The sequence below is a fragment of the Butyrivibrio sp. WCE2006 genome, assembly GCF_000701985.1.
Classification (GTDB): Bacteria; Bacillota; Clostridia; order Lachnospirales; family Lachnospiraceae; genus Butyrivibrio.
Window position 1 is genome coordinate 67,419 of sequence record NZ_JNKH01000007.1, and the last position, 20,487, is coordinate 87,905.

16 protein-coding genes and 2 pseudogenes are annotated in these 20,487 nt (G+C 39.1%); 15 read left to right on the forward strand and 3 right to left on the reverse strand.

Annotated features, from left to right (window positions below):
* Positions 1-23 precede the first annotated feature (23 nt).
* Positions 24-113 (forward strand): annotated as a pseudogene (locus T501_RS22675) (LacI family DNA-binding transcriptional regulator); the annotation flags it as partial.
* 109 nt (positions 114-222) lie between these two features.
* Positions 223-783 (forward strand): GNAT family N-acetyltransferase, encoded by a 561-nt coding sequence (locus T501_RS06690; RefSeq protein ID WP_081843064.1) that lies wholly within the window; start codon positions 223-225, stop codon positions 781-783.
* 40 nt (positions 784-823) lie between these two features.
* Here T501_RS06690 and T501_RS06695 read toward each other — a convergent pair whose 3' ends face one another.
* On the reverse strand, positions 824-1,639 hold the full coding sequence (locus T501_RS06695; RefSeq protein ID WP_442856348.1) for a formate/nitrite transporter family protein: 816 nt from the start codon (positions 1,637-1,639) through the stop codon (positions 824-826).
* A 374-nt stretch (positions 1,640-2,013) separates the two neighbouring features.
* Between T501_RS06695 and T501_RS06700 the strand changes: the two genes are divergently transcribed.
* The 4 genes from T501_RS06700 to T501_RS06715 all read left to right on the forward strand — a co-directional run bounded on the left by T501_RS06700 (position 2,014) and on the right by T501_RS06715 (position 7,987).
* Complete coding sequence (locus T501_RS06700; protein WP_044913939.1) at positions 2,014-5,301, forward strand: leucine-rich repeat protein; 3,288 nt, start codon at positions 2,014-2,016, stop codon at positions 5,299-5,301.
* Positions 5,302-5,308: 7 nt separating this feature from the next.
* The gene (locus tag T501_RS06705; RefSeq protein ID WP_044913940.1) at positions 5,309-6,559 is read left to right on the forward strand and encodes a glycerate kinase type-2 family protein; all 1,251 of its coding nucleotides are present in this window, start codon (positions 5,309-5,311) and stop codon (positions 6,557-6,559) included.
* A complete protein-coding gene (locus T501_RS06710; RefSeq protein ID WP_026511387.1) occupies positions 6,556-6,876 on the forward strand; it encodes a hypothetical protein in 321 nt (106 codons plus the stop codon). Before T501_RS06705 ends, T501_RS06710 begins: the two co-directional genes overlap by 4 nt.
* 79 nt (positions 6,877-6,955) lie before the next feature.
* The gene (locus T501_RS06715) at positions 6,956-7,987 is read left to right on the forward strand and encodes a hypothetical protein (RefSeq protein WP_044913941.1); all 1,032 of its coding nucleotides are present in this window, start codon (positions 6,956-6,958) and stop codon (positions 7,985-7,987) included.
* Between the two features lie 126 nt (positions 7,988-8,113).
* On the opposite strand, the gene T501_RS06720 is transcribed toward T501_RS06715, so the two are convergent.
* Positions 8,114-9,907 (reverse strand): P-loop NTPase fold protein, encoded by a 1,794-nt coding sequence (locus tag T501_RS06720; protein ID WP_044913942.1) that lies wholly within the window; start codon positions 9,905-9,907, stop codon positions 8,114-8,116.
* A gap of 751 nt (positions 9,908-10,658) precedes the next feature.
* Between T501_RS06720 and T501_RS06725 the strand changes: the two genes are divergently transcribed.
* Both T501_RS06725 and T501_RS06730 read left to right on the forward strand, forming a co-directional pair.
* Complete coding sequence (locus T501_RS06725) at positions 10,659-10,919, forward strand: hypothetical protein (protein WP_044913943.1); 261 nt, start codon at positions 10,659-10,661, stop codon at positions 10,917-10,919.
* Positions 10,920-11,529: 610 nt separating this feature from the next.
* Positions 11,530-11,976 (forward strand): Hsp20/alpha crystallin family protein, encoded by a 447-nt coding sequence (locus T501_RS06730; RefSeq protein ID WP_044913944.1) that lies wholly within the window; start codon positions 11,530-11,532, stop codon positions 11,974-11,976.
* A 124-nt stretch (positions 11,977-12,100) separates the two neighbouring features.
* Here the strand turns inward: T501_RS06730 and T501_RS20700 are convergent.
* Positions 12,101-12,349, reverse strand: a pseudogene (locus tag T501_RS20700) (HU family DNA-binding protein); the annotation flags it as partial.
* Positions 12,350-12,447: 98 nt separating this feature from the next.
* Here T501_RS20700 and T501_RS06740 point away from each other — a divergent pair.
* From T501_RS06740 to T501_RS06770, 7 genes are all read left to right on the forward strand, one after another.
* Positions 12,448-12,855 (forward strand): hypothetical protein, encoded by a 408-nt coding sequence (locus T501_RS06740; RefSeq protein WP_044913946.1) that lies wholly within the window; start codon positions 12,448-12,450, stop codon positions 12,853-12,855.
* Positions 12,856-13,175: 320 nt separating this feature from the next.
* On the forward strand, positions 13,176-14,282 hold the full coding sequence (locus tag T501_RS06745; RefSeq protein WP_044913947.1) for a starch-binding protein: 1,107 nt from the start codon (positions 13,176-13,178) through the stop codon (positions 14,280-14,282).
* 15 nt (positions 14,283-14,297) lie between these two features.
* Positions 14,298-15,512, forward strand: coding sequence for an extracellular solute-binding protein (locus T501_RS06750; RefSeq protein ID WP_044913948.1), 1,215 nt, complete (start codon positions 14,298-14,300; stop codon positions 15,510-15,512).
* A 6-nt stretch (positions 15,513-15,518) separates the two neighbouring features.
* Positions 15,519-16,421: a carbohydrate ABC transporter permease gene (locus tag T501_RS06755; protein ID WP_044913949.1), complete on the forward strand. Its 903-nt coding sequence runs from the start codon at positions 15,519-15,521 to the stop codon at positions 16,419-16,421.
* Entirely contained in the window at positions 16,422-17,267 is an 846-nt protein-coding gene (locus T501_RS06760; RefSeq protein WP_044913950.1) for a sugar ABC transporter permease, read from the forward strand.
* 3 nt (positions 17,268-17,270) lie between these two features.
* On the forward strand, positions 17,271-18,992 hold the full coding sequence (locus T501_RS06765; RefSeq protein ID WP_044913951.1) for a glycoside hydrolase family 13 protein: 1,722 nt from the start codon (positions 17,271-17,273) through the stop codon (positions 18,990-18,992).
* A gap of 5 nt (positions 18,993-18,997) precedes the next feature.
* The gene (locus T501_RS06770) at positions 18,998-20,002 is read left to right on the forward strand and encodes a LacI family DNA-binding transcriptional regulator (protein ID WP_044913952.1); all 1,005 of its coding nucleotides are present in this window, start codon (positions 18,998-19,000) and stop codon (positions 20,000-20,002) included.
* Positions 20,003-20,487: the final 485 nt, after the last annotated feature.

The window sequence follows — 20,487 nt, forward strand, 5'->3', positions numbered from 1 at the left end:
AAAGATCAATTTTTGGTGAGTATATTGCAAGTATAAAAGATGTAGCAAAATTGGCGTATGTGGGACCGGCAACAGTGTCACGTGTACTGAATAATTCAGGTTATGTATCTGAAGATCATCCACACTTGACCATGCTACCTGTATCATTAAAAGAAGGTGGGTCTGTGTAGAAGCAAAGCCAAAAGAAGTAACGCGAATAAATTTTGTGCAGTTGGGATTGAAATGAATCTTATAAAATTAGATATAGAACAAATTAAAAAGGTCTATGACGAAAGAATGGTGTATGACTTCCCACCAGATGAACTAAGGCCCTTAGTGAGGATCATTGTACCACTTCAACAGGGACAATATGAATGCCTTGGACTTAATGATGGTGAGAGAATAATAGGTTACGCATTCCTTGTTCAAAAGAACAATGATTATCTTTTGGACTATTTTGCAATTTACCCGGAGTATAGAAATAAAGGGATTGGCGGGGAAATGTTGCACCTTGTAAAGGAATATCTTGGCTGTGCTGATAATATCATTTTGGAAGTCGAGGATCCTGATGCATCCATGAATGATGAGGATAAAACTGTGTGTCAGCGGAGGCTATCTTTTTATATAAGAAACGGCTTCTATAACACGGGAGTAAAAATGCTTTGTTTTGGTGTACCTTATCTGATTCTATCCTGTGGGAACCAAAGAAAACAAACGGAGGAAATAGAAGAACTCTATTTTTCATTTTACAGAACAGTTTTGCCAAAAAAAATGTTTGAGAAGAATATACAAAAATGTGACTAAAAAAACAGCCTGTTGCGACAGACTGTTTTTCTTTTGATGATTATTTTTTTAAGTAGATAGTGTAGTACATAGCGCCAACGCAGACAGATCCGCCAATTATATTTCCGATTGTTACCGGAATAAGATTTGTTACAAAGAATCCATACAGGCTAAGTCCATCTGCAGGAAGGTTGTAGATAGCTGATGTCAGCATTCCGGCGGGGATGAAGTACATGTTAGCAACACAGTGTTCAAAGCCACAGATAATAAATAGCATTACAGGAAGCCACAGAGCAAGGATTTTTCCTGCAATTTCGTCAGCTGAGAACGAACACCATACAGCAAGGCAAACAAGTATGTTACAGAGAATTCCTCTAAGCAGACCATCGCTAAAAGTAATATTTGCCTTGGTAACAGCAGTTGCAATAACTGACTCTGCAAGAGCATTATTGGCAAATGAGTAAATGTGAGAGGTGGAAGCTAAAAGTGCAATAAGAAATCCGCCTACCATATTTCCAAAGTAAACAAGTACCCAGTTCCTGAGCATGCCTGAAAGTCTAGCTTTTCCGGACAAAACAGGAATAATGATGAGACAGTTACCGGTGAACAGCTCAGCGCCACCAACAAGAACCATGAAAAGTCCTATTGGGAAAACAACACTGCTGATCATGCGTGCACTGGATGGATCAGCTGCGCTGCAGCTTGCTATCTGGCTTCCGAGACCGCCAAGAGCAATAAAAACTCCTGCAAGAATTCCTAAAAGAAATGTCTTAAAAGCTGAGAACTCCGTTTTTCCCTTTCCTATAGATTCATATTTAGCTGCAATTTCAACGGGTGAGTTCATGTTATTAACCTTCTCATTTGTATTATTTGTCATATCATTTGATACCGAAAACAGGGTGTATTCCTGCTTGATATTATTTTATCATATGACCGCATTTACGATTTTATACAAAATATGTAATATTATCAATTCCTTTCTTGGTTTGTAAAAAGCCAAATTTGCATTGCATGCAACATAGTGAACCTTAAACCTATAAATTTGTCAGCCAAACAGCTTTCCTGCAGTTGTTGCATTCTCTAACAACGTAAAGAAGGGAACAGCAAGACTTACTCTTACAGGTAACATATATGGGAGAGACGAGGTAGTCATTAATTGAAAATAGATAGCTGAAGTAAGAGAAACAAAACATGAACAGTAGTGTTATACTGTAAAAAGAGTTTTCTTAGGAGGTTAATAAGGAGGGTTTTATGAAAAGAGAAGTTATTATTGGGGGAGCAGTTTCCATGCTCTTTTCCATGGCAGTTATTACGGGAGTGCTGCCTATTCCAAAAGGAGAGCCTGTTATACAGGTGTATGCTGATTATTATGATGGAACGGTTACAGTTGATGGAACAAAATACCGGATTTTATCAAAAGAGACAATGACAGCTGAGATTGTGCGTTTCGATGCAGATAAAATACCTCAGACAGGGGATTTAGTGTGTCCTGAAAAGGTTAATATTGAAGGTGAAAACTATGCAATCACTTCAGTTGGTGCAGGTGCTTTTAGCGGATTGAAGATTAAGGGAATAACTCTTCAGGATGGTTTAAAAACTATAGGATCCGGGGCTTTTGCAAGCTGTAGTGAATTAGAAGAAGTTGTTATTCCGGATTCGGTTACCAATATTGATAGTTGTGCGTTTACTTCCTGTAAAGCACTTACTAAAGTCACTTTGCCGAAGGAATTAGGTTATATAAGCAATGGATTATTTTCAGACTGTTCATCGCTTTCATCAATACAGATTCCTGAATCTGTAAAAAGAATTGATGGTGGTGCATTTTCGAATTGTACAAGCTTGAAAAGCATTAAATTTCGAAAAGGTGTGGAGTTTAATTGGAATATCATTACAGGCTGTTCTGCATTAGAGTATGCAGAATTATATGTTGGAGACTATTTTCAATATGCACCCTTTTTTGACGGATGTACTTCACTTAAAGATGTAACAATCCATGGTACTGGTAAAACTACTTTGGATTATGTTTATGACAGGACGCCTCTGGTATCTCTTACTATCGATGGAATTCAAAAAATTGGAAGAGGGTGCTTTGCAGGGTGTGCTACCCTTGAAACTGTCAAAATAACTGACAATAGTCTTACCACATTAGAAGAAGCTGCTTTCAATGGATGTAGTAGTCTGAAAAAGATTGATTTTCCTGCCAACCTTACAACATTACCTGATACGGCATTCGCGGGATGCGAAAGTCTTGAACCTATTGATTTGACGCATTTTACAGAGATAGGAAACGCAGTTTTTAGCGGATGCTGGATAGATGGAAATCCCACTGATGGAACTCCTGTGGATATTACTTTCTCTAAAAATATAAAGAAAATTGGCTCAGGAGTTTTTGGCGGAAGCAAACTGGGGACAGTTAATATAGAATCAAATGCGCTTAATAGTATGACACCCGGAACATTCTATAATGCAAAAATAAGGCATCTTAAGATTATAGGGGATGGAATTAGTTCTGCAATTCCGGATTATGCTTTTGAAAGTGTAGAATCTCTTGATGAAGTTGAGATTACAGATGTAGTGACGATAGGAAAGTTTGCATTTTTCAGTGAAGAGAAAAAACCTGTTGAAGACCCGGATCCTTCGACCAGTGGAAGCGGAGATTTTATAATATATAATCCTTCTGTATATTATGGCTGTTGTAGCATTGAGAAACTTGTCCTTTCAGGTAATATTTCCGAAATAGACGAGTCGGCATTTGAGGGACCAAAAAAGCTCAACGAGGTGATTGTTCCAAAGAGTGTCAGAAAAGTGGGAAAAGATGCATTTAAGGATTGCTCTCCGGCAATTTATTACTATGCAGAAAATAAATATACAAATACTGATAGCTGGGGTGGATCTGAAGGAGCATTAAAAGCTTTTGTCAAAGTGAATACTGAAAACGAAAATGGAACCATTAAGGTGAGCGGAACATCAAGTGCTGCTATTGCCGGGAATAATTATTATCTGAGTGGAGATACAGTTACTATTTCTGCCGATCCTGATAAGGGTTATATATTAGATTACCTTACAGTCACTGATGATGATGGTAATGAAGTGGATGTGAAAAATAATTCCTTCGTAATGCCTAACCTGGATGTAAAAGTATCAGCAGCATACAAACGGGAACTTTCCGATAACATGATTTTGGATATCGCACCGCAGACATACAATAATGGCAGGGAGATAACTCCTGAAGTTATCGTAAAGGATGGTGAGATAACTTTAAAGAAGGATGAAGACTATACAGTTTCATATACCGATAATATAGATGCAGGAACCGGAAAAGTTATTATCACCGCAAAGGGAAACTATAGTGGCTCTGTTACAAAGAGTTTCGATATTAATACAGTCGATCCTATGGTAACAGCACCTACTGCAATAACAGAACTAAAGGCAAATGGTCAGCTACTGACACTTGTTAATCCGGGTACTGTTATAGGTGGAACAATTATTTATTCTCTGGATAAAGAAAACTGGAGCGAGGCAGTTCCAAGCGCTGCTGAAGCTGGAGAATATAAAGTTTGGTATAAGGTTTTGGGCGATAAAAATCATAATGGTACTGAGCTCTCTTATGTTGAGGTGTCTATTTCAACAGAGGAGACAGCCTCTGAAAATACTGAGCCTGAATCCGGCTCAGAGGAACCAGCGGCTGGAACAGGAGAAATCGAAAGCCAGAACAATGAGCCTGAGTCAGGAACAGAAGAATCCGGAAATCAAAACAATACTCCTTCATCAGAGGCAGAAATACCTTCGGCAGATTCAGGTGAAGCAGTAAACCGGAATGAGAATATATCCGCTGAAAATGGTGAAGCATCAGCTGGAAGGAATGAAACAGTTGCACCTAACACCGAGGCTTCATCTGAAAGAGAGGTAACTTCACAAAGTCATGAAGAGGTAACAAGAATTGAAGAAGCTACACCTGCTGCAAATGGAACTGTTTTAAAGGATACAAATTCGAATGCAGAATATATAGTAACCTCATCTGCTATTGAAGATGCTTCAGTAGAATATAAGGCTAACATTTTAGCAGATTCAAAGAACATAGCAATTCCTCAGACAGTTGATATTGATGGAACTACTTACAAAGTTACTTCTATCGCAGATAATGCTTTTAAAGACAATAAGACGGTAAAAACAGTTACCATGAGTGACAGCATAGAAGAGATAGGCGACAATGCATTTGATGGATGTACAGCTCTTAAGTCTGTAAAGGTTGGATCAAATGTAACGAAGATAGGCGATAAGGCTTTTTCTGATTGCTCAAAACTTAAAAAAGTTGTACTTCCTCAAAATCTTACAACTCTTGGAGATAAAGTTTTCAAGGGCAGTAGTGTGAAAAAAGTAGAGATTAAGTCCAAGAAGCTCAATAAATCAGGACTTTCAAAGAATACGTTTAAAGGATTAAGATCTGATGCAACCGTGAAAGTTCCTAAAAGCAAGAAAAAAGCTTATTCTAAGTTATTTGTCAAGAAAGGGCTTTCAAAGAATACTAAAGTGAAGTAATGATATCATGATTGAGAGATTACATAAGGATGCAGAATTCATAATAAAAAATTCGATAAAGGCTGTTTTGCCTGATGCAGCTGTTAAAAAGGCACTCAGTAATTTTACACATACAAATGGAAAAGTAGTTCTTATTGCAGCGGGAAAAGCCGCATGGCAGATGGCAGCTGCCGCTGTCGAGGTATTGAATCATGTAGACAGAGGCATTGTCATTACAAAGTATGGACATATAAAAGGGGAAATTTCCGGAATAGAGTGTTATGAAGCAGGACACCCTGTTCCTGATGAAAATAGCTTTAATGCCACAAAGAGAGCTCTCGGTATGGTCAGTGATCTTTCGGAAAAAGACACAGTAATTTTCCTGTTATCAGGGGGAGGCAGTGCATTATTTGAGCTTCCGCTTATACCCGGGGACGAGCTTCAGAATATCACAAAGCAGCTTCTTTCATCCGGGGCGGACATTTCTTCTATAAATACAATAAGAAAGCGACTTAGTCACGTAAAAGGTGGGAGATTTGCGCTGGCCTGTGCTCCCGCAAAGGTATTCAGTGTAGTGCTAAGCGATATAATAGGCGATCCGCTGGATATGATAGCGAGTGGTCCTGCATATCCTGATAATTCTACATGCGATGAGGCAAAGGCTATAGTTCAAAAATATGGACTTACTCTGTCTGATACCACCTTAAAACTACTGGAAGTTGAAACCCCAAAAGAAATAAAAAATGTGGACACATACATTACAGGGTCCGTTCGTGAATTATGCAAGGCTGCAGCGGACAACTGCCGTGAGTTAGGCTACGAGACTTTAATACTTACAGATGAACTATGCTGCGAAGCAAAAGAAGCGGGAAGATTTCTTGCAAGCATCGCAAGGACTAATGCAAAGACTGGGAAAAAGCTGGCGTTCATTGCAGGAGGGGAGACTGTGGTGCACCTTACAGGCTCAGGAAAAGGTGGACGAAACCAGGAACTTGCCCTTGCTTCTGCAGAGGGAATCGGGAATTTGGAGTCATGTATAGCTATCTTTTCAGTTGGGAGCGATGGTACGGATGGTCCTACTGATGCTGCCGGGGGTTACGCGGATACAGATACTATGAAGGAACTGTCCGATAAAGGAATAAATATTCATGATGTTCTTTCAAACAATGATGCATATAACGCTCTTAAGGAGACCGAAGGGCTTATAATTACAGGACCGACCGGGACAAATGTGAATGATGTGGCAGTAGTTCTTATTGGGGTAACTGAAGTGCAATGAAAAGAGTATATGAAACTATGATGACCGTAGGCTTATCACTGATAGCTGTTTTGCGGATGGCAGGATGCAGTATAGGTGCGCCAAGCGAGAAACAGGTAGCCCGTGATATGGAAAAGAAGTATGGTGAAAAGTTTGAATTTGTCGATCAGGACTCTGAACTTTCTCAATATAAATATAGAACGGATAGTATGACTGCTAATGAGAAAATAGCAGTATCATATCGTGAGAAAAATCTTCAGGATGAATATGCGTCATACCTATTACAGGATGATGTAGCAGATTATAAATGCACGATTCTTAATCATTGGTGTATTTGATATTAATGTGTAATAATTTTATTTGATAAGTGCTCTGAAAGGAGCATGTGATATAAACATAATTTATGTGGGGGTATATATGAAAAACAGGACATTTATTCTGAAACTAGCGGCTGTGCCGTTATTGATGCTTTCTTTAAGCGGGTGTGGCATAGGAAGCAGCGTGGAAGGTTCCGAGGCATCCACAGAATCCAGCGAAACAACGGACACTGTTAATGATACTTCAGAAGAAGCAACTACAGCGGAAACTGAAGAATCTATAGTGGAAAATGAAGAACCTACAGAAGAGGATTCTGTCGCTCTTGAAGAAAGTAATGAAAGCATGTCTGATGTCACTACTGAAGAGGAGACGGTTGAATCAGAAATGGAAGATCCTTATAAGGAGGATGAAAATAAACCAGCCATAATAGGAACATATAAACCCAGCGAGGTTTATGACTTTTGCAAGGATCAAAGCATAACAGAGGCTCTGTTTAACTGTACTGTAAATCAAAATGAAGAATATGCGCACAATGGTGGAGTGAATCTTGGAGAAGCTTTTCCTGAAAAATACAAGGATATTGACCTGGATGGAGATGGATTGACAGATCATATTTCCAGGGTTATAGGCCATACCGGGGATGGATGCATATATAGTTTTTCTTTTGGTAATGGAATCAGCTTTGTTTCTGCTCCATATACAATGTATCCAAACACTGGGGAACTGATCTCATTTAGGGATTTTGATAAAGATAACGTTGACGAGATACTGATAGTACACATCACTGATTCGACCGGAGGCCCAATAGCATCGAATTGTGAACTTTATACCTGGTCTGGAAGCGGATGGGAGCAGCAATGGGCTGTAGATGAGGATGGTGCCGCTGGTTTAGCAGGAGTCGATGAGTTACTGTCTGGTGAAGTAGACTATTACATGGTAAGGGATGTTGAATTAAGGGAAGATGGCATATTTTATTTGATAGATTATGGTCAGAAAGACGGGGCGAACATGACGCTTGATCTTGAAGCGATACAAATAGGCTTTTTAGGACATGATATGTATATGGAAGAACGATCAGATAAAGAAAACAGACAGACTCTGGCAGATAAAATCTGGCCATATGGGATATAAAAAGTGAAATGAGAGAATGCTGACAACTGATGAGAGTTGCAAGCATTCTCTAAAATACCGCCGGGAAGTGATTGTCTTTCCCAGCAGTATTTTTTTTGCCTTGCCTGTCATTTTATGATTTACAATTTATGGATTTAAAAAATCCAACTGCTCATGGGATTTTTTCTTGCTCTGAATATTTGCGTGTTGCACAAAGAATTTTTCAAATTCTTGTTCAAAAAGTGAGATATCATGAATACATATATCATTCAATTGATACTTTTTTGTTTGCTCGTCCAGAATATATTCATAGGATTCTTGATACTCGTCAGCACGTCCGTAATTTTGTGGATCATTTTTAAACAATATGCTCAAGTCACTTAATGTGCTATAGCTATCACTATAATATAGAGCTTGTGCTTTTATTAAATCCAGATGTTCAAAAAAGTATAAAGGAATCCAATAAATATAGTCCTCAAATAAGAAATAATCATCGATATTGTTTTCATCAAAATCTGGCAAACTTTTCACCCATTCGTTTTTCGATAAAACTAGAATGTTGTACAGTTTTACACATTTTCTTGCAGTCAGGTTCTTACATAATTTTAATGCTTTATCCAGCCTTTGAAGTTCTCTCTTTGTAAAAGGCCCCTTATCCGCGAGTGTCATGAAAAAGTCCTTTAAAGCCTCTTGTCGATCAAGATAGATTGCTATATCTACATATTTTTCGAGAAATAATCCTACATTTTCTTCTGTAATATATGTATGCTCTTCGTCTTCTGTTGACAGGGCCTTTTCTAATACTTCATAATCAACGGCATACGTTATGTGAAGATTATCTATTTTGTCAAATAATTGTATTGCCTGAAAAAAAGATTGCATCGTTTGGGTGTTACTTCTATCGAGCTCATCTACAAAGAGGAAAATCTTCACACCTTTCCAACACTCAAGTACTTGCTTTAAATAGGATTTTATAGTTTCTCTTTCTTTTAGGGTTTCTTTCATGGTCGGGAGCTCAAAAAGCTTACCAGTGTAGTTCATTATTTTTTTTATTGCAGGCACACTATTATATGCTAATGGTATGACATATTTGCCTATAAACAAAAGAATGGCTGTGATACCGATAGACGAGGTTAGCCACTCAGGAAATAGTGTGGAAATACCTGCCGAATCTATTTGCAAATCACTTAAATATGAGCATATGCAAAATACAACCAAAAGTAATATAAAGAACAACGTATTTAGGATTGCTTTTATAGGATGCTTCTTCAGTCGTGCCCACAATAAACGGATTGAAGCTGTTTTAAACCTATTACAATATTCCTTTTTTATACATTCATAAATATTTGCCCATATTTGAGTTTGGTCGCTATACTCAGATGAATCGATGTTGATTATACAGATATCATAGTTATATTTTTTGTTTAGTTTTACAATTTGTTTTCCAACAATGTTCAAAAATGTAGTTTTGCCGCTTCCCCACTTACCAAATACGCCTACACGTTGTATTTCATTTTTAAGCAGATGAGTTGCTATTGACTCTGCATCCTTTTCTCGATTTAGTTCATCGTGTTTAACTTCTTTAGAAGTCATGCTTTTTAAAGCGTATTTTTTTTCATCAAAAGATATATTTTTGTTATCTAGCAAATCAGCATATTTGTGTTGAAGTGATAACGATTTTTTTAAAGCTTCTTCTTTCTCAATCTTCTGCTTCTCCGCTTTTTCTCTATCATTTATTATTTTGTTATATTCTTCATTAGGTGGAGTTGGGGGCTCTGATGCTGGTTCATAAGCTTCTGGATAATCATAATACAATTCCTGACTTCTTAAATCAGATATTTTTTCATCTAAATCTTTCAATTCGTTCTTTAGTGTTTCAATATCATTATAGGTAGGTAATCCATTATTTTGTTGTGCGTTGGATAAGTCATTGTTAGCCATTTATATAATACCTCCAGGTGTTTTGTTAATTAGCTTTTGATGTTTTTTATATAAGGGATTCAATTTATTAAGAGTCTATGCATTTTTTTTACAATGCATGAAATATACAAACCTTAATTCCTATAGAAATATTCTTTGAATTCAGCATCAACATATTTATTGACTTGTTTCGATAGTGTTTATTATTTATGAATCTAATAATGTTTGGAATAAAAAACGTTTCAATATAGTCTTGGGATCTTAATCCTCGAAGTATTTCAGATTTTCTTCAGCGAGTGTTATTCTTAAAGTCGACATCTTTATCCCTCCAATATAGTGTTGTTTGCGGTGTATTGAGCATTTTCTTTTTTGCATTTTTCCGAATTATGTCGGAGAGTCTTTGGCGCTGACCTTTCATACGTATACGATTAGCGTCTTTGAGAATATTTCAATAGTACTAAAAGTGTAGCTGTGCACCAGCCTTATAATATTTAGATATTTGAACGTAGAGATGGAGTGAACGCCCATATAGCATCATATCATTTTTTGATTACTATGCACATATGTGGATGAAGAATAAAAATGATTCCTGCGGAAGACTTATCAGCTATGATTATAAATGCTCATTATACAATATCATCTGTCATTTTTATTAGACAGTGGTTTCGCTAAATTTTTCTCATGGGATCTCATTGGGGAATGAAAAAAGTTACCGGGGAGTCAAATAAGATTCTTATCTTCTGATAGATGGTATCTTAGGAGGCAACTATAAATGCACAATAATACAGGCATGAAGAATGCCGATTATAAAACAATTTTTCAGGAAGTATCGAAGTGGATGCATACTCTGATGTGTTTGAGTAATAACCTTCATCTGGTGTCAGATGGTCTTGCACTAAGCGAGAATGACATTGCAAGTAATGCTATTATGTTCATAGCCGAAATTATGGAAAGAGAGCTTGGGGAGCTCAGTGAATACCTAGAATATATCGAATCGGATTTTTCCAAGTTGTCAGTAGGCAAGAAATCATGACTTTTTGTGGGCAAAAGCGGAAATCGCCCGCAAAAATCCTGCCTTCGGCAGGACACGCCCCTCGCTTCGCGAGGACCTGGTCCAATACGATTCCCGTTTTTCTGAGGAAAAACAGTAATCTATAGATTACTATGAACAGCGTCCGGAACTGATAGAAGAGCTGCGTAATTACTGGAAGAAGAATAATAATCCTGTTGATTTATGGGAAAGATATAAGCAGTTAGCAGTATAACAAATACTTTTATAACAAAAGGCTTAGCTTTCTTGACAGTATATTACTTGATAGCCTTATTTTATCAATGCACGATTATATTTATGTGATACAATTAATATGTAAAGACCTCCACGTCCCAAACTTGGAGGTATCTTTCACAACACATTAGGGGAGCGGTTCGTCCAACTGCTCCCCCTTCTAATGCTCTTTTTTCTAAAAAGATTATTAAATGTCTATCTATAATTAGCACTCTACTTGACAGAGTGCTAATTTGGTGTTATACCATATATAGAACAAAGGAACAGAGAAGACCATAAGGACTGAAGTTCCCTAGATCTAAACCCTCCGTCCCAATGCTCAAAAATAATTGTTTTTGATGCAAAGGAGGAAAAAACTATGTTAGCACCCAGTATTTTTGAAGAGAGACTTTTTGATGATCTGTTCAATTTCCCGGATTTCAGGGATGTGAACCACATGGAGCGCAAGCTTTATGGACGTCATGCCGACAGGCTGATGAAGACTGATGTAAAGGAAGAGGATAACCAGTATGTGGTCAGCATTGATCTTCCTGGATTTAGTAAGGAAGATATTAACCTTGAATTAAACGAAGGTTATCTTACGATCAGTGCTTCCAAAAACATGAACAATGACAAGAACGATAAAAAAGGTCGTCTTATCAGACAGGAACGTTACAGCGGATCGATGCAGAGAAGCTTCTATGTAGGTGACCAGATCACAGAAGAGGATGTAAAAGCATCCTTCAAACATGGAGTTCTTTCATTGACGATACCTAAGAAGGAGCAGCAAAAGCTTCCTGAAAAGAAACATATAATGATTGCCTAAAGGCATAACAACATAAAACTCCTAATAACAACGAAATAATAAGCGACCTGGGAACACTTCCGGGCCGCTTATTTTATATGTAATGATAAAATTTCTGTTAATAGTTACTTGGGGTTGTATCAAATTACTTTTTGTTTACAAGATCCTTAAGAGCCTTACTAGTCTTGAACTTAGGAGCTACAGAAGCAGGGATCTTGATCTCAGCACCAGTCTGAGGGTTCTTGCCCTTTCTTGCTGCTCTCTTAGATGTCTCAAATGTGCCGAAGCCAACAAGCTGAACCTTGTCCTTCTTCTTGAGCTGCTTTGAAACAACATCGATGAAAGCCTTTAAAGCCTTCTCTGTGTCCTTCTTGCTAAGGCCAGTCTCTTTACTATGACATTAGCAGGGTAGAAGAGCTGTTTAAAGACCTGTGCGAGCGCATCCCGGAATGTTCAAGAGCAGGATATCCTGAAGGTCATCCCAACTCCTGCATGATGGTAACGTATGATGATGGCGAGAAAATATTGTATAAAGAAGGTACTTCAGGAAAGAACCTATGCGCGTACACTACGGCTGTAGCCGAATATTCGGAATTTTTCACCGGCAGGTTTTTTGGAGGATGTTCTGAAAGCATCACTTTGGAACACTTACGTCATGTCTGCAGGACAGGGTACGAAGATCTTGGATTTCTTGTTGAGGCGATAAAAGACTATATTGAAGATGATTATACCTGGATTTCTGAAAGGAGAGAGGCAGATGACGCAATCTATATAGACAAAACATGTTACGGGATCTGCTCCAAAGGCTTTATAAGTGTTCTGCCAGATAAACATATAGGAAATACCGGAGATCTTAAGTTTGTAGAACTATTAAAGCAGCAGAATGTTGCAATATCTTAATTCAAAAAACCTTAAATAGGACCCTGGCAATGATATAGATGCACAGATATTATTCATGGTTAACCGTTTAGTGTTTTCGCGAAAATTTTCCTTAGTATTTCTTGTACACTTTTTACAAAAATTCTAAAAATGACAAAAATTCTGTATATATCTACTAGTTTCCACTATCATAGTATTGTGAAAAATAAACAGAAAGCAGGGAAACCGTTTAACTAATTTCCTGTTGTTTCAGCTCATTCAAAGGAATATGATTTTCCTAACAAAAGAAAAGTGCACTTTCTTAAACCAGAAAACATTCTTTTGGGAGGTTACAACTGAATATGATTAAAAAATACTTTGCTTTTGTTATGACTCTGATTCTGACTATTTTACTCATACCATGCAATGTAAAAGCAGCAGACACAGAAGGAAAAATGGTCCTGTATGCGCAGATCCCTTCTGACTGGAGCGGTCCTTGCGTTTGGGCATGGAATGAAAACGGCGACAATGCATTTGATGCATGGCCGGGCGAAGAAATGGATGCTGATAAGGCAAATGAGGGATGGTATTACATCTATCTTCCTGACTGGGCAAACCACGTAATAGTAAACGCAAACAATGCAGGAGTCCAGACAGATGAAGTAGTTCTTGAAGAAGGTAAGGATTCATGGGTAACAATAAATGCTGCTGATGATGTGAGCGTTTCAAAAGACAAGGCAACAGAGGGAGAGTTCCCTGAATATGTCGAGAAATTCGCAGTACATGTAAAGGCAGATGCATCATGGAAGAATCCAACACTTATTGCAGAGAGTGAAGGAATCGCTGTATTTGATGACGAGAATGGAAAGGCTATGGCAGAAGGAGAAACAGGATGGTTCACAGCTAAAGTTCCTGTTACTGCTGATTCGATCACAATCGCAGCAAATGATGGCAATGATAAGACGCAGGCTATGAAGATCGATCCTTCAGAAGTATGGGTTACAGTAGAGGCAGATGGTAACAGCACATTTTCTTATGTTGATCCGGAAAAAGCTGCTGCAAAGGATGTGACAGTACATGCTATTGTTCCTTCAGACTGGAAGGCTCCCTGCCTCTGGGCATGGTCAGCTCCTGACGGAACAAACGTATATACCACATGGCCCGGAGAAGCAATGACTCAGGATGAGAATGGTTGGTACACGATCGTAATTCCCGGATGGGTTAATTCAATCATCGTAAATGCAAATGAAGGAAACATACAGACAACCGATATCTCAGTAGATAAGGAAAAGGATATATGGGTGGTTGTTGAAGATGGAGAAAAATACACTCTTACTTATGAAGAACCTGCAGGTGTGAGCGCAAAAGGCTCAGGTTCAAAGAAGGCAGCACTTCCTATCGTTGGAGGATTGGCATTACTGGCTGTTGCCGGTGCAGGCGTAGGAATTGCAAAAAAGAAAAAAGGTTGATTTTTGGAGGGCAGAATGAAAAGGTTTGTTTCAATCGTTTTAGGTTTAGCAATTACAATCGGAACCCTTACAGGGTGCGGGGGTACATCCGCAAAGGGAAAAGTAGATCCCAATACGATTGTCATATGGCATGACAAGGAAGATGCAGTTGTTGAGGTTCTTGAAGAAAAACTGAAAACTCTTGAGCCTGACGTAAAGGTAGTCCTTGAGAAAAAGAGTGATGTTACGGAATCACTTAAGATGGTTGGCAATGACCCTAATTCTGCCCCTGACATGTATCTTTTTGCTCATGACAAGATCGGTGTATATGCAGAGATGGGCATACTTGCTCCTATCACTGACATAATAGACAGCACGAAGCTGGACGGATATATGGATACTACAATAGAGGCTGCAACCTACAAGGGAACAGTATACCAGCTTCCCATCTATTATGAGACACTCCTGTTTTTATATAACAAAAAATATATTAAGGATGACGAGGTCCCAAAGACAACGGAAGAGCTGTATGCATACATGCAGGAAAATACCGCCGGTGGACACTATGGATTCATTGAACAGCACAGCACACCATACTATGCAGCAGGCTGGATGAACGGCTATGGTGCTGAGATACTAAGCAAGGATGGTGTTCCCGGTCTTAATACAGACACTGCTAAGAAGGCACTTGAGTATCATAAGAAATTTGTAGACATGATGCCTGGCGAGACAGAATATGCCACAGTAAACACTTTGTTTAACGAAGGAATGGCGCATACTACAATCGGAGGCCCATGGATCATCCCGACAGTAAGAGAGAGCGGAATGGATGTTGGCGTGGCTTCAATGCCTGTTATCGATGAAGTGGGCACACCTATCGCACCTTATATGGGAGTTCAGGGAATCCAGGTCCTCAAGGCAGCTGCAGAAAACAAGCCTGAATCCGTAAAGAAAGTACTGGAAGTGTTCATGGATCCTGATGTTCAGATAAAGCTTGCAAAAGCAAGCGGCTGTGCACCGGCGATGAAGAGCTGCTACGAAAATGATGATATCAAAGGTGATGAAGTCGTAATGATGATGAAGGAAACGGCAGAAAATGCAGTGCCCATGCCTAATATCCCTGAAATGGATGTTATGTGGACAGTCATGGGAAATCTTCTTACGGATGTAAACATGAGCGGAAAAGATATCAGTGAAAGTGCTGATGCCGCACAAAAAGAGGCAGAGGATCTTATTAAGAGCATGAAGTGATCGGAGATGGAAGAAGTGAAAAACAGAAAAACAAATACATTAAAAGCATACCTTTGGTCATTTCCATCACTCCTTCTCATATGCCTTATAGTTATTTTTCCAATACTGTATACGGGATATATTTCACTGACAAATATGAACGTATATCACTGGAATAGCTTTGAGATCATCGGGCTTAAGAACTATGCGGATGCACTTCTTGTTTTTGATAACGGCTTTATCCAGGCGCTCATAATGACAGTGCTCTGGACCATAGTAAACATGGTCTTGCAGCTTGTGGTGGCATTCGTTCTTGCGAGCCTTCTTAATGTAAAAGGATTAAGGCTTAAGAACATATATAAGACACTTCTTATATTTCCATGGGCAATGCCCGGGTATGTATCCATACTTCTGTGGAAGACAGGAATGTTCAACTCGCAGTTTGGACTTTTAAACCAGTGGCTTTCACAAAGAGGACTTGAGCCTGTGAGATGGCTAAACAGTAACGGCATGGCTTTCGCCTGCTGTACACTTGTCAATCTCTGGCTGGCACTGCCGTTTATGATAACGATAATAGACGGGGCTCTTCAGAGCATCGACAGAAGCTTTTACGAGAGTGCTGTCCTCGACGGGGCAGGATGGCTTCAGAAGACGTTTTACATAACCGTTCCGATGATAAGACCCATCATCGGTCCGTCAGTAGTAATAACGGTATTTACCACATTTAAACAGTTTGACGTAATATACCTTCTGACACAGCAGGTCGGAGCAAAGACCGGTTCAGATGTTCACACCATAATGACATATGCCTATGAAAAGGCATTTATCACTAACAATTATGGTTATAGTTCAGCTGTTTCAATGATCATATTCATAATACTCATTATGTTCTCATTTATGACAAACATGAAACCGAAAGAGGAAAGATAAATGATGACCAGAAAAACCAAAACGACCATAGGGCTTATCTTTCTCAACATATTTTTTATAATCTTATGCTTTTTGACACTGGTACCGATTTTATATGCGGTATCCGTGTCGCTCAATGAAAACAACAGTCTTCTTAGTTCTAACTTTTCATTTATACCAAAGAACTTTACGCTGCAGAACTATGCTGCTGTTTTTGTTGAAAAACCGATTATGCTGTGGCTTAAAAACAGTCTCATCCTTGCGACAAGCACACTTGTTATAGCGCTGGGTACAGGCATTCCTGCAGCATATGTGTTTTCAAGAAAAAGTTTTGTGGGGAGAAAGCTGATCTTAAGGACTCTGATTCTTTTATATGCTTTTCCATCCCTGCTGTCCATGACAGCACTTTATAAACTCTTAAGCCCCATGGGACTTATAAATACGAAAGTTGGTCTGATAATAGTCTATACCGGAACGGAGGCTGTCTTTGCACTCTGGAACATGAAAGGCTATTTCGACACCATTCCGCATGAGATAGAGGAGGCTGCAATGATAGATGGAGCAACACCTTTACAGATAGTAATAAGGGTGGTTTTGCCTCTTGCGAAGCCTACTATAGCTGTTACGGCAATGATGGTACTCATCTATGTGTGGAATGAATACATATTTGCGATTAATTTCATGACAGGATCAGATACATATACCCTTGCTGCAGGACTGTATTCGCTTCAGGCAACGGAGATGAATGGCAGCTGGCCCATATTCGCGGCAGCATCGATTGTTGTATCTATCCCGATACTGATTGTATTTTTCGCTTTACAAAGGAACATGACAACAGGACTTACATCAGGTGGAGTGAAAGGATAAACGATGGACAAGAGTGCAATTTTGCATATTCCGATGTCTCAGTATGCCTATGGGGTGGATGAGACACATGTAACTATAAGGCTTAGAGCCAAAAGAGATGATATAGACAGGTGCACGCTCTATTTTGGAGACAGGGCATGCAGACAGACACCGGTCATTTTCTCAGAACAGGAGATGGAAAAGGTATACAGCACATCTCTGTATGATTATTTTGAAGTTACCTTGGAAAATCCATATAAGAGATTGTGTTATTACTTCAATCTTAGATCAGGAGATGAACAGATCTATTACTATGGAGACTGCTTCTGCAGGGGACTTGTTGATGACAGATCAGAATATTTCCAGCTTCCATTTAACCACAGGGCTGATATCGTAAATCCCCCTACATGGGCAAAGGATGCTGTTATCTACAATATCTTTCCGGACAGCTTTGCCACAGATAAAGAGTATATCAGTGAGCAGGAAAGCAGTGCAGACTTTAACGGCATAGAGGTAAAAGGAAAGCTTGGCGGAACCATAAGGGGAATAAAAAACAACGTTTCATATCTAAAGGACCTTGGCATAAATGCTATATATATCAACCCTATATTTGCCGCCGGCGAATATCACAAGTATGACCTTGTTGATTACTATCACGTGGATCCCTGTTTTGGCAGCAACGAAGAGTTCAAACAGCTTGTAGAGACATTTCATGAAAATGGCTTAAAAGTAATAATTGATGGAGTATTTAATCACTGCGGCTGGAAGTTCTTTGCTTTTGAGGATGTGGTCCAGAATGGAGAGGATTCCAGATACAAAGACTGGTTTTACGGATTGAAATATCCTGTCATAAGACCGGAAGATCCTGAGGAATATCCTACTTATGAATGCTTTGGCTATGAAAGAATGATGCCAAAGCTTGACCTCGATAATCCTGAAACAGCTGAGTATTTCATAAATGTAGGAAAATACTGGGTCAAAGAGTTTGATATTGATGGATGGAGGCTTGACGTTGCCAGCGAGATAAATGATGGTTTCTGGAGAGCCTTCTACAAAGCGGTAAAAAGTGAAAAGAATGATGCAATCATCATCGGTGAGGTTTGGGAGACTGCCTGCCACTGGCTTGATGGAACAATATTTGATTCTGCGATGAACTACGATTTCAGGAAGCATTGCAGAAGGTTCTTTGCAGAAGAGAGCATTGATTCCGAGGAATTCAATAACAGAGTCGTGGACATGATCACGAGATACAGAAAGCAGACAGTATACAGTCAGCTGAATGTCCTTGATACCCATGATGTCAGCAGATTCCTTTCATTATGTGATGGAGATCTGGACAGGTATAAGCTTGCTGTTATCTTCCAGATGACTTTCCCCGGCATGCCGTCCATCTTTTATGGAGATGAAAAAGGCATACAGGGCATCCTTGAAAAAGACTACAGACATCCTATGATCTGGGATGGGAAAAGAGATGAGCTTTTCTTATTCTATAGGGCTCTCATAGAATTAAGGAAGGCAGAAGAGGTTTTAAGAGCCGGAGATTTCAGGACCCTGTCAGCAGAAAACGGCAGTAAGCTGTATGCTTATGAGAGAATGCTGGGTAATGAAAAAATAGTAATCTATCTGAATATGTCAGAAAAGAAAATGAGCATTGATGCTGAGCCTGACAATGTATTACTTGAAAAAGGATTAGCAGGAAAAGAACTTGAAGGCAAAGGTTTTGTGATCTTTAAAAGCAGGGGATAATTTAAATGGGAATAACTATTAAGGATGTTGCCAGGGAAGCAGGCACATCAATAGCGACAGTTTCAAAAGTAATGAACGGTTCCTACTCTATTTCTGAGGAAACAACGGTAAGGGTTTTACAGGTGATGGATAAGCTTAACTATCATCCTAACCAGAGGGCAAGGAATTTTGCCAAACAGACAAACAGATCCGTGGCATTTATTACTGAAATAGAGAGAAATGCAGGATTCCAGAACCCGCATATGTTTGAGATGATGTCAGGAATGGAGCATATGCTGGCAAAAAAAGGATATGCCTTCATAGTGAAGAGCATAAGCCGTAATGATGCACCTGCTTATGTAAAGGATGCATTTGAGACAAAGATGGCAGATGGTTTCATCATCCATGCTTCTGTGATTTCACCTGAACTTAATGATCTTATTGCAAAGGAGGAAATCCCGCATCTGGTGATAGGTGTTCCCGAGTTTGAAAGTGACTTTTGCTGGATTGATGTCGACAACAGGCATGCCGGTCAGGCCGCTGCAAAGCACCTTCTGGTAAAAGGATATCAGTCTGTTGCCTTTATCGGAGGAACAGAGGACGATAAAATATCTATGCACAGACTGGAAGGTGTTCTTTCCGTACTAAAAGAGCATGACGTGGTGCAGCCACGAAATTATGTGCAGTATGGTAAATCCGTTGCTAAGGATGGCTACGAAATGACAAAGCAGCTTATGACTGAGAAGAAAAGACCTGATGCGATAGTATGTGCCAACAACTACCTTGCTTATGGATGCGTGCAGGCACTTCATGATATGAAGCTATCAATCCCAAAGGATGTAGGCGTCATAACCTTTGATGATTATCCATTTTCACAGCTTCTTGATCCTATGCTTACAGTAGTAAATATAGATGTTTATGACATTGGACAGGAAGCTGGGAAGATGATCTTGCAGAAGATAAATAAGCCTAATCTGCATATTCAGAGCTACATTACCTACCCTGATGTTATAGAAAGAGATTCTACTTGAAATAAAGGAGGAAGCAGCACAGTAGGAAGGAATACATGGTATGTCTACGGATGCCTTAAGGTTTATCTCATACAATAATAACACTGAAAAAGCCGGACATTGATGATATGCCGGCTTATTTCAGTGTCGTATCCCTTGGCGTAGGTGAAAAATAATCGCCGCCGCTGTAGATGTCTTTTATATTGATACCTCTGGGTGAAGCATAAGCCGCCCTTGATATCTTTTCCCCCATAAAAGAACCGCAGAACCCATTCCTCCGCTCCAATAGGTTTTTATGAGAACAATAAAGATGAGAAGTTATTAGCAAGGCTTTATCAGATGGCTTACAATGAGTGCTTTATATATAGCGAGAGTACGCCAAGTGATGTAAAGCATTGTCCTTCCTGTGGGAGTGAGGTTGAAGAGACAGACTATAAGGAAGGTTAATAAGGTTATAAAGTAAACTTCTTCAATAATCTTACTCATAATAATCCAAAAATCATTTA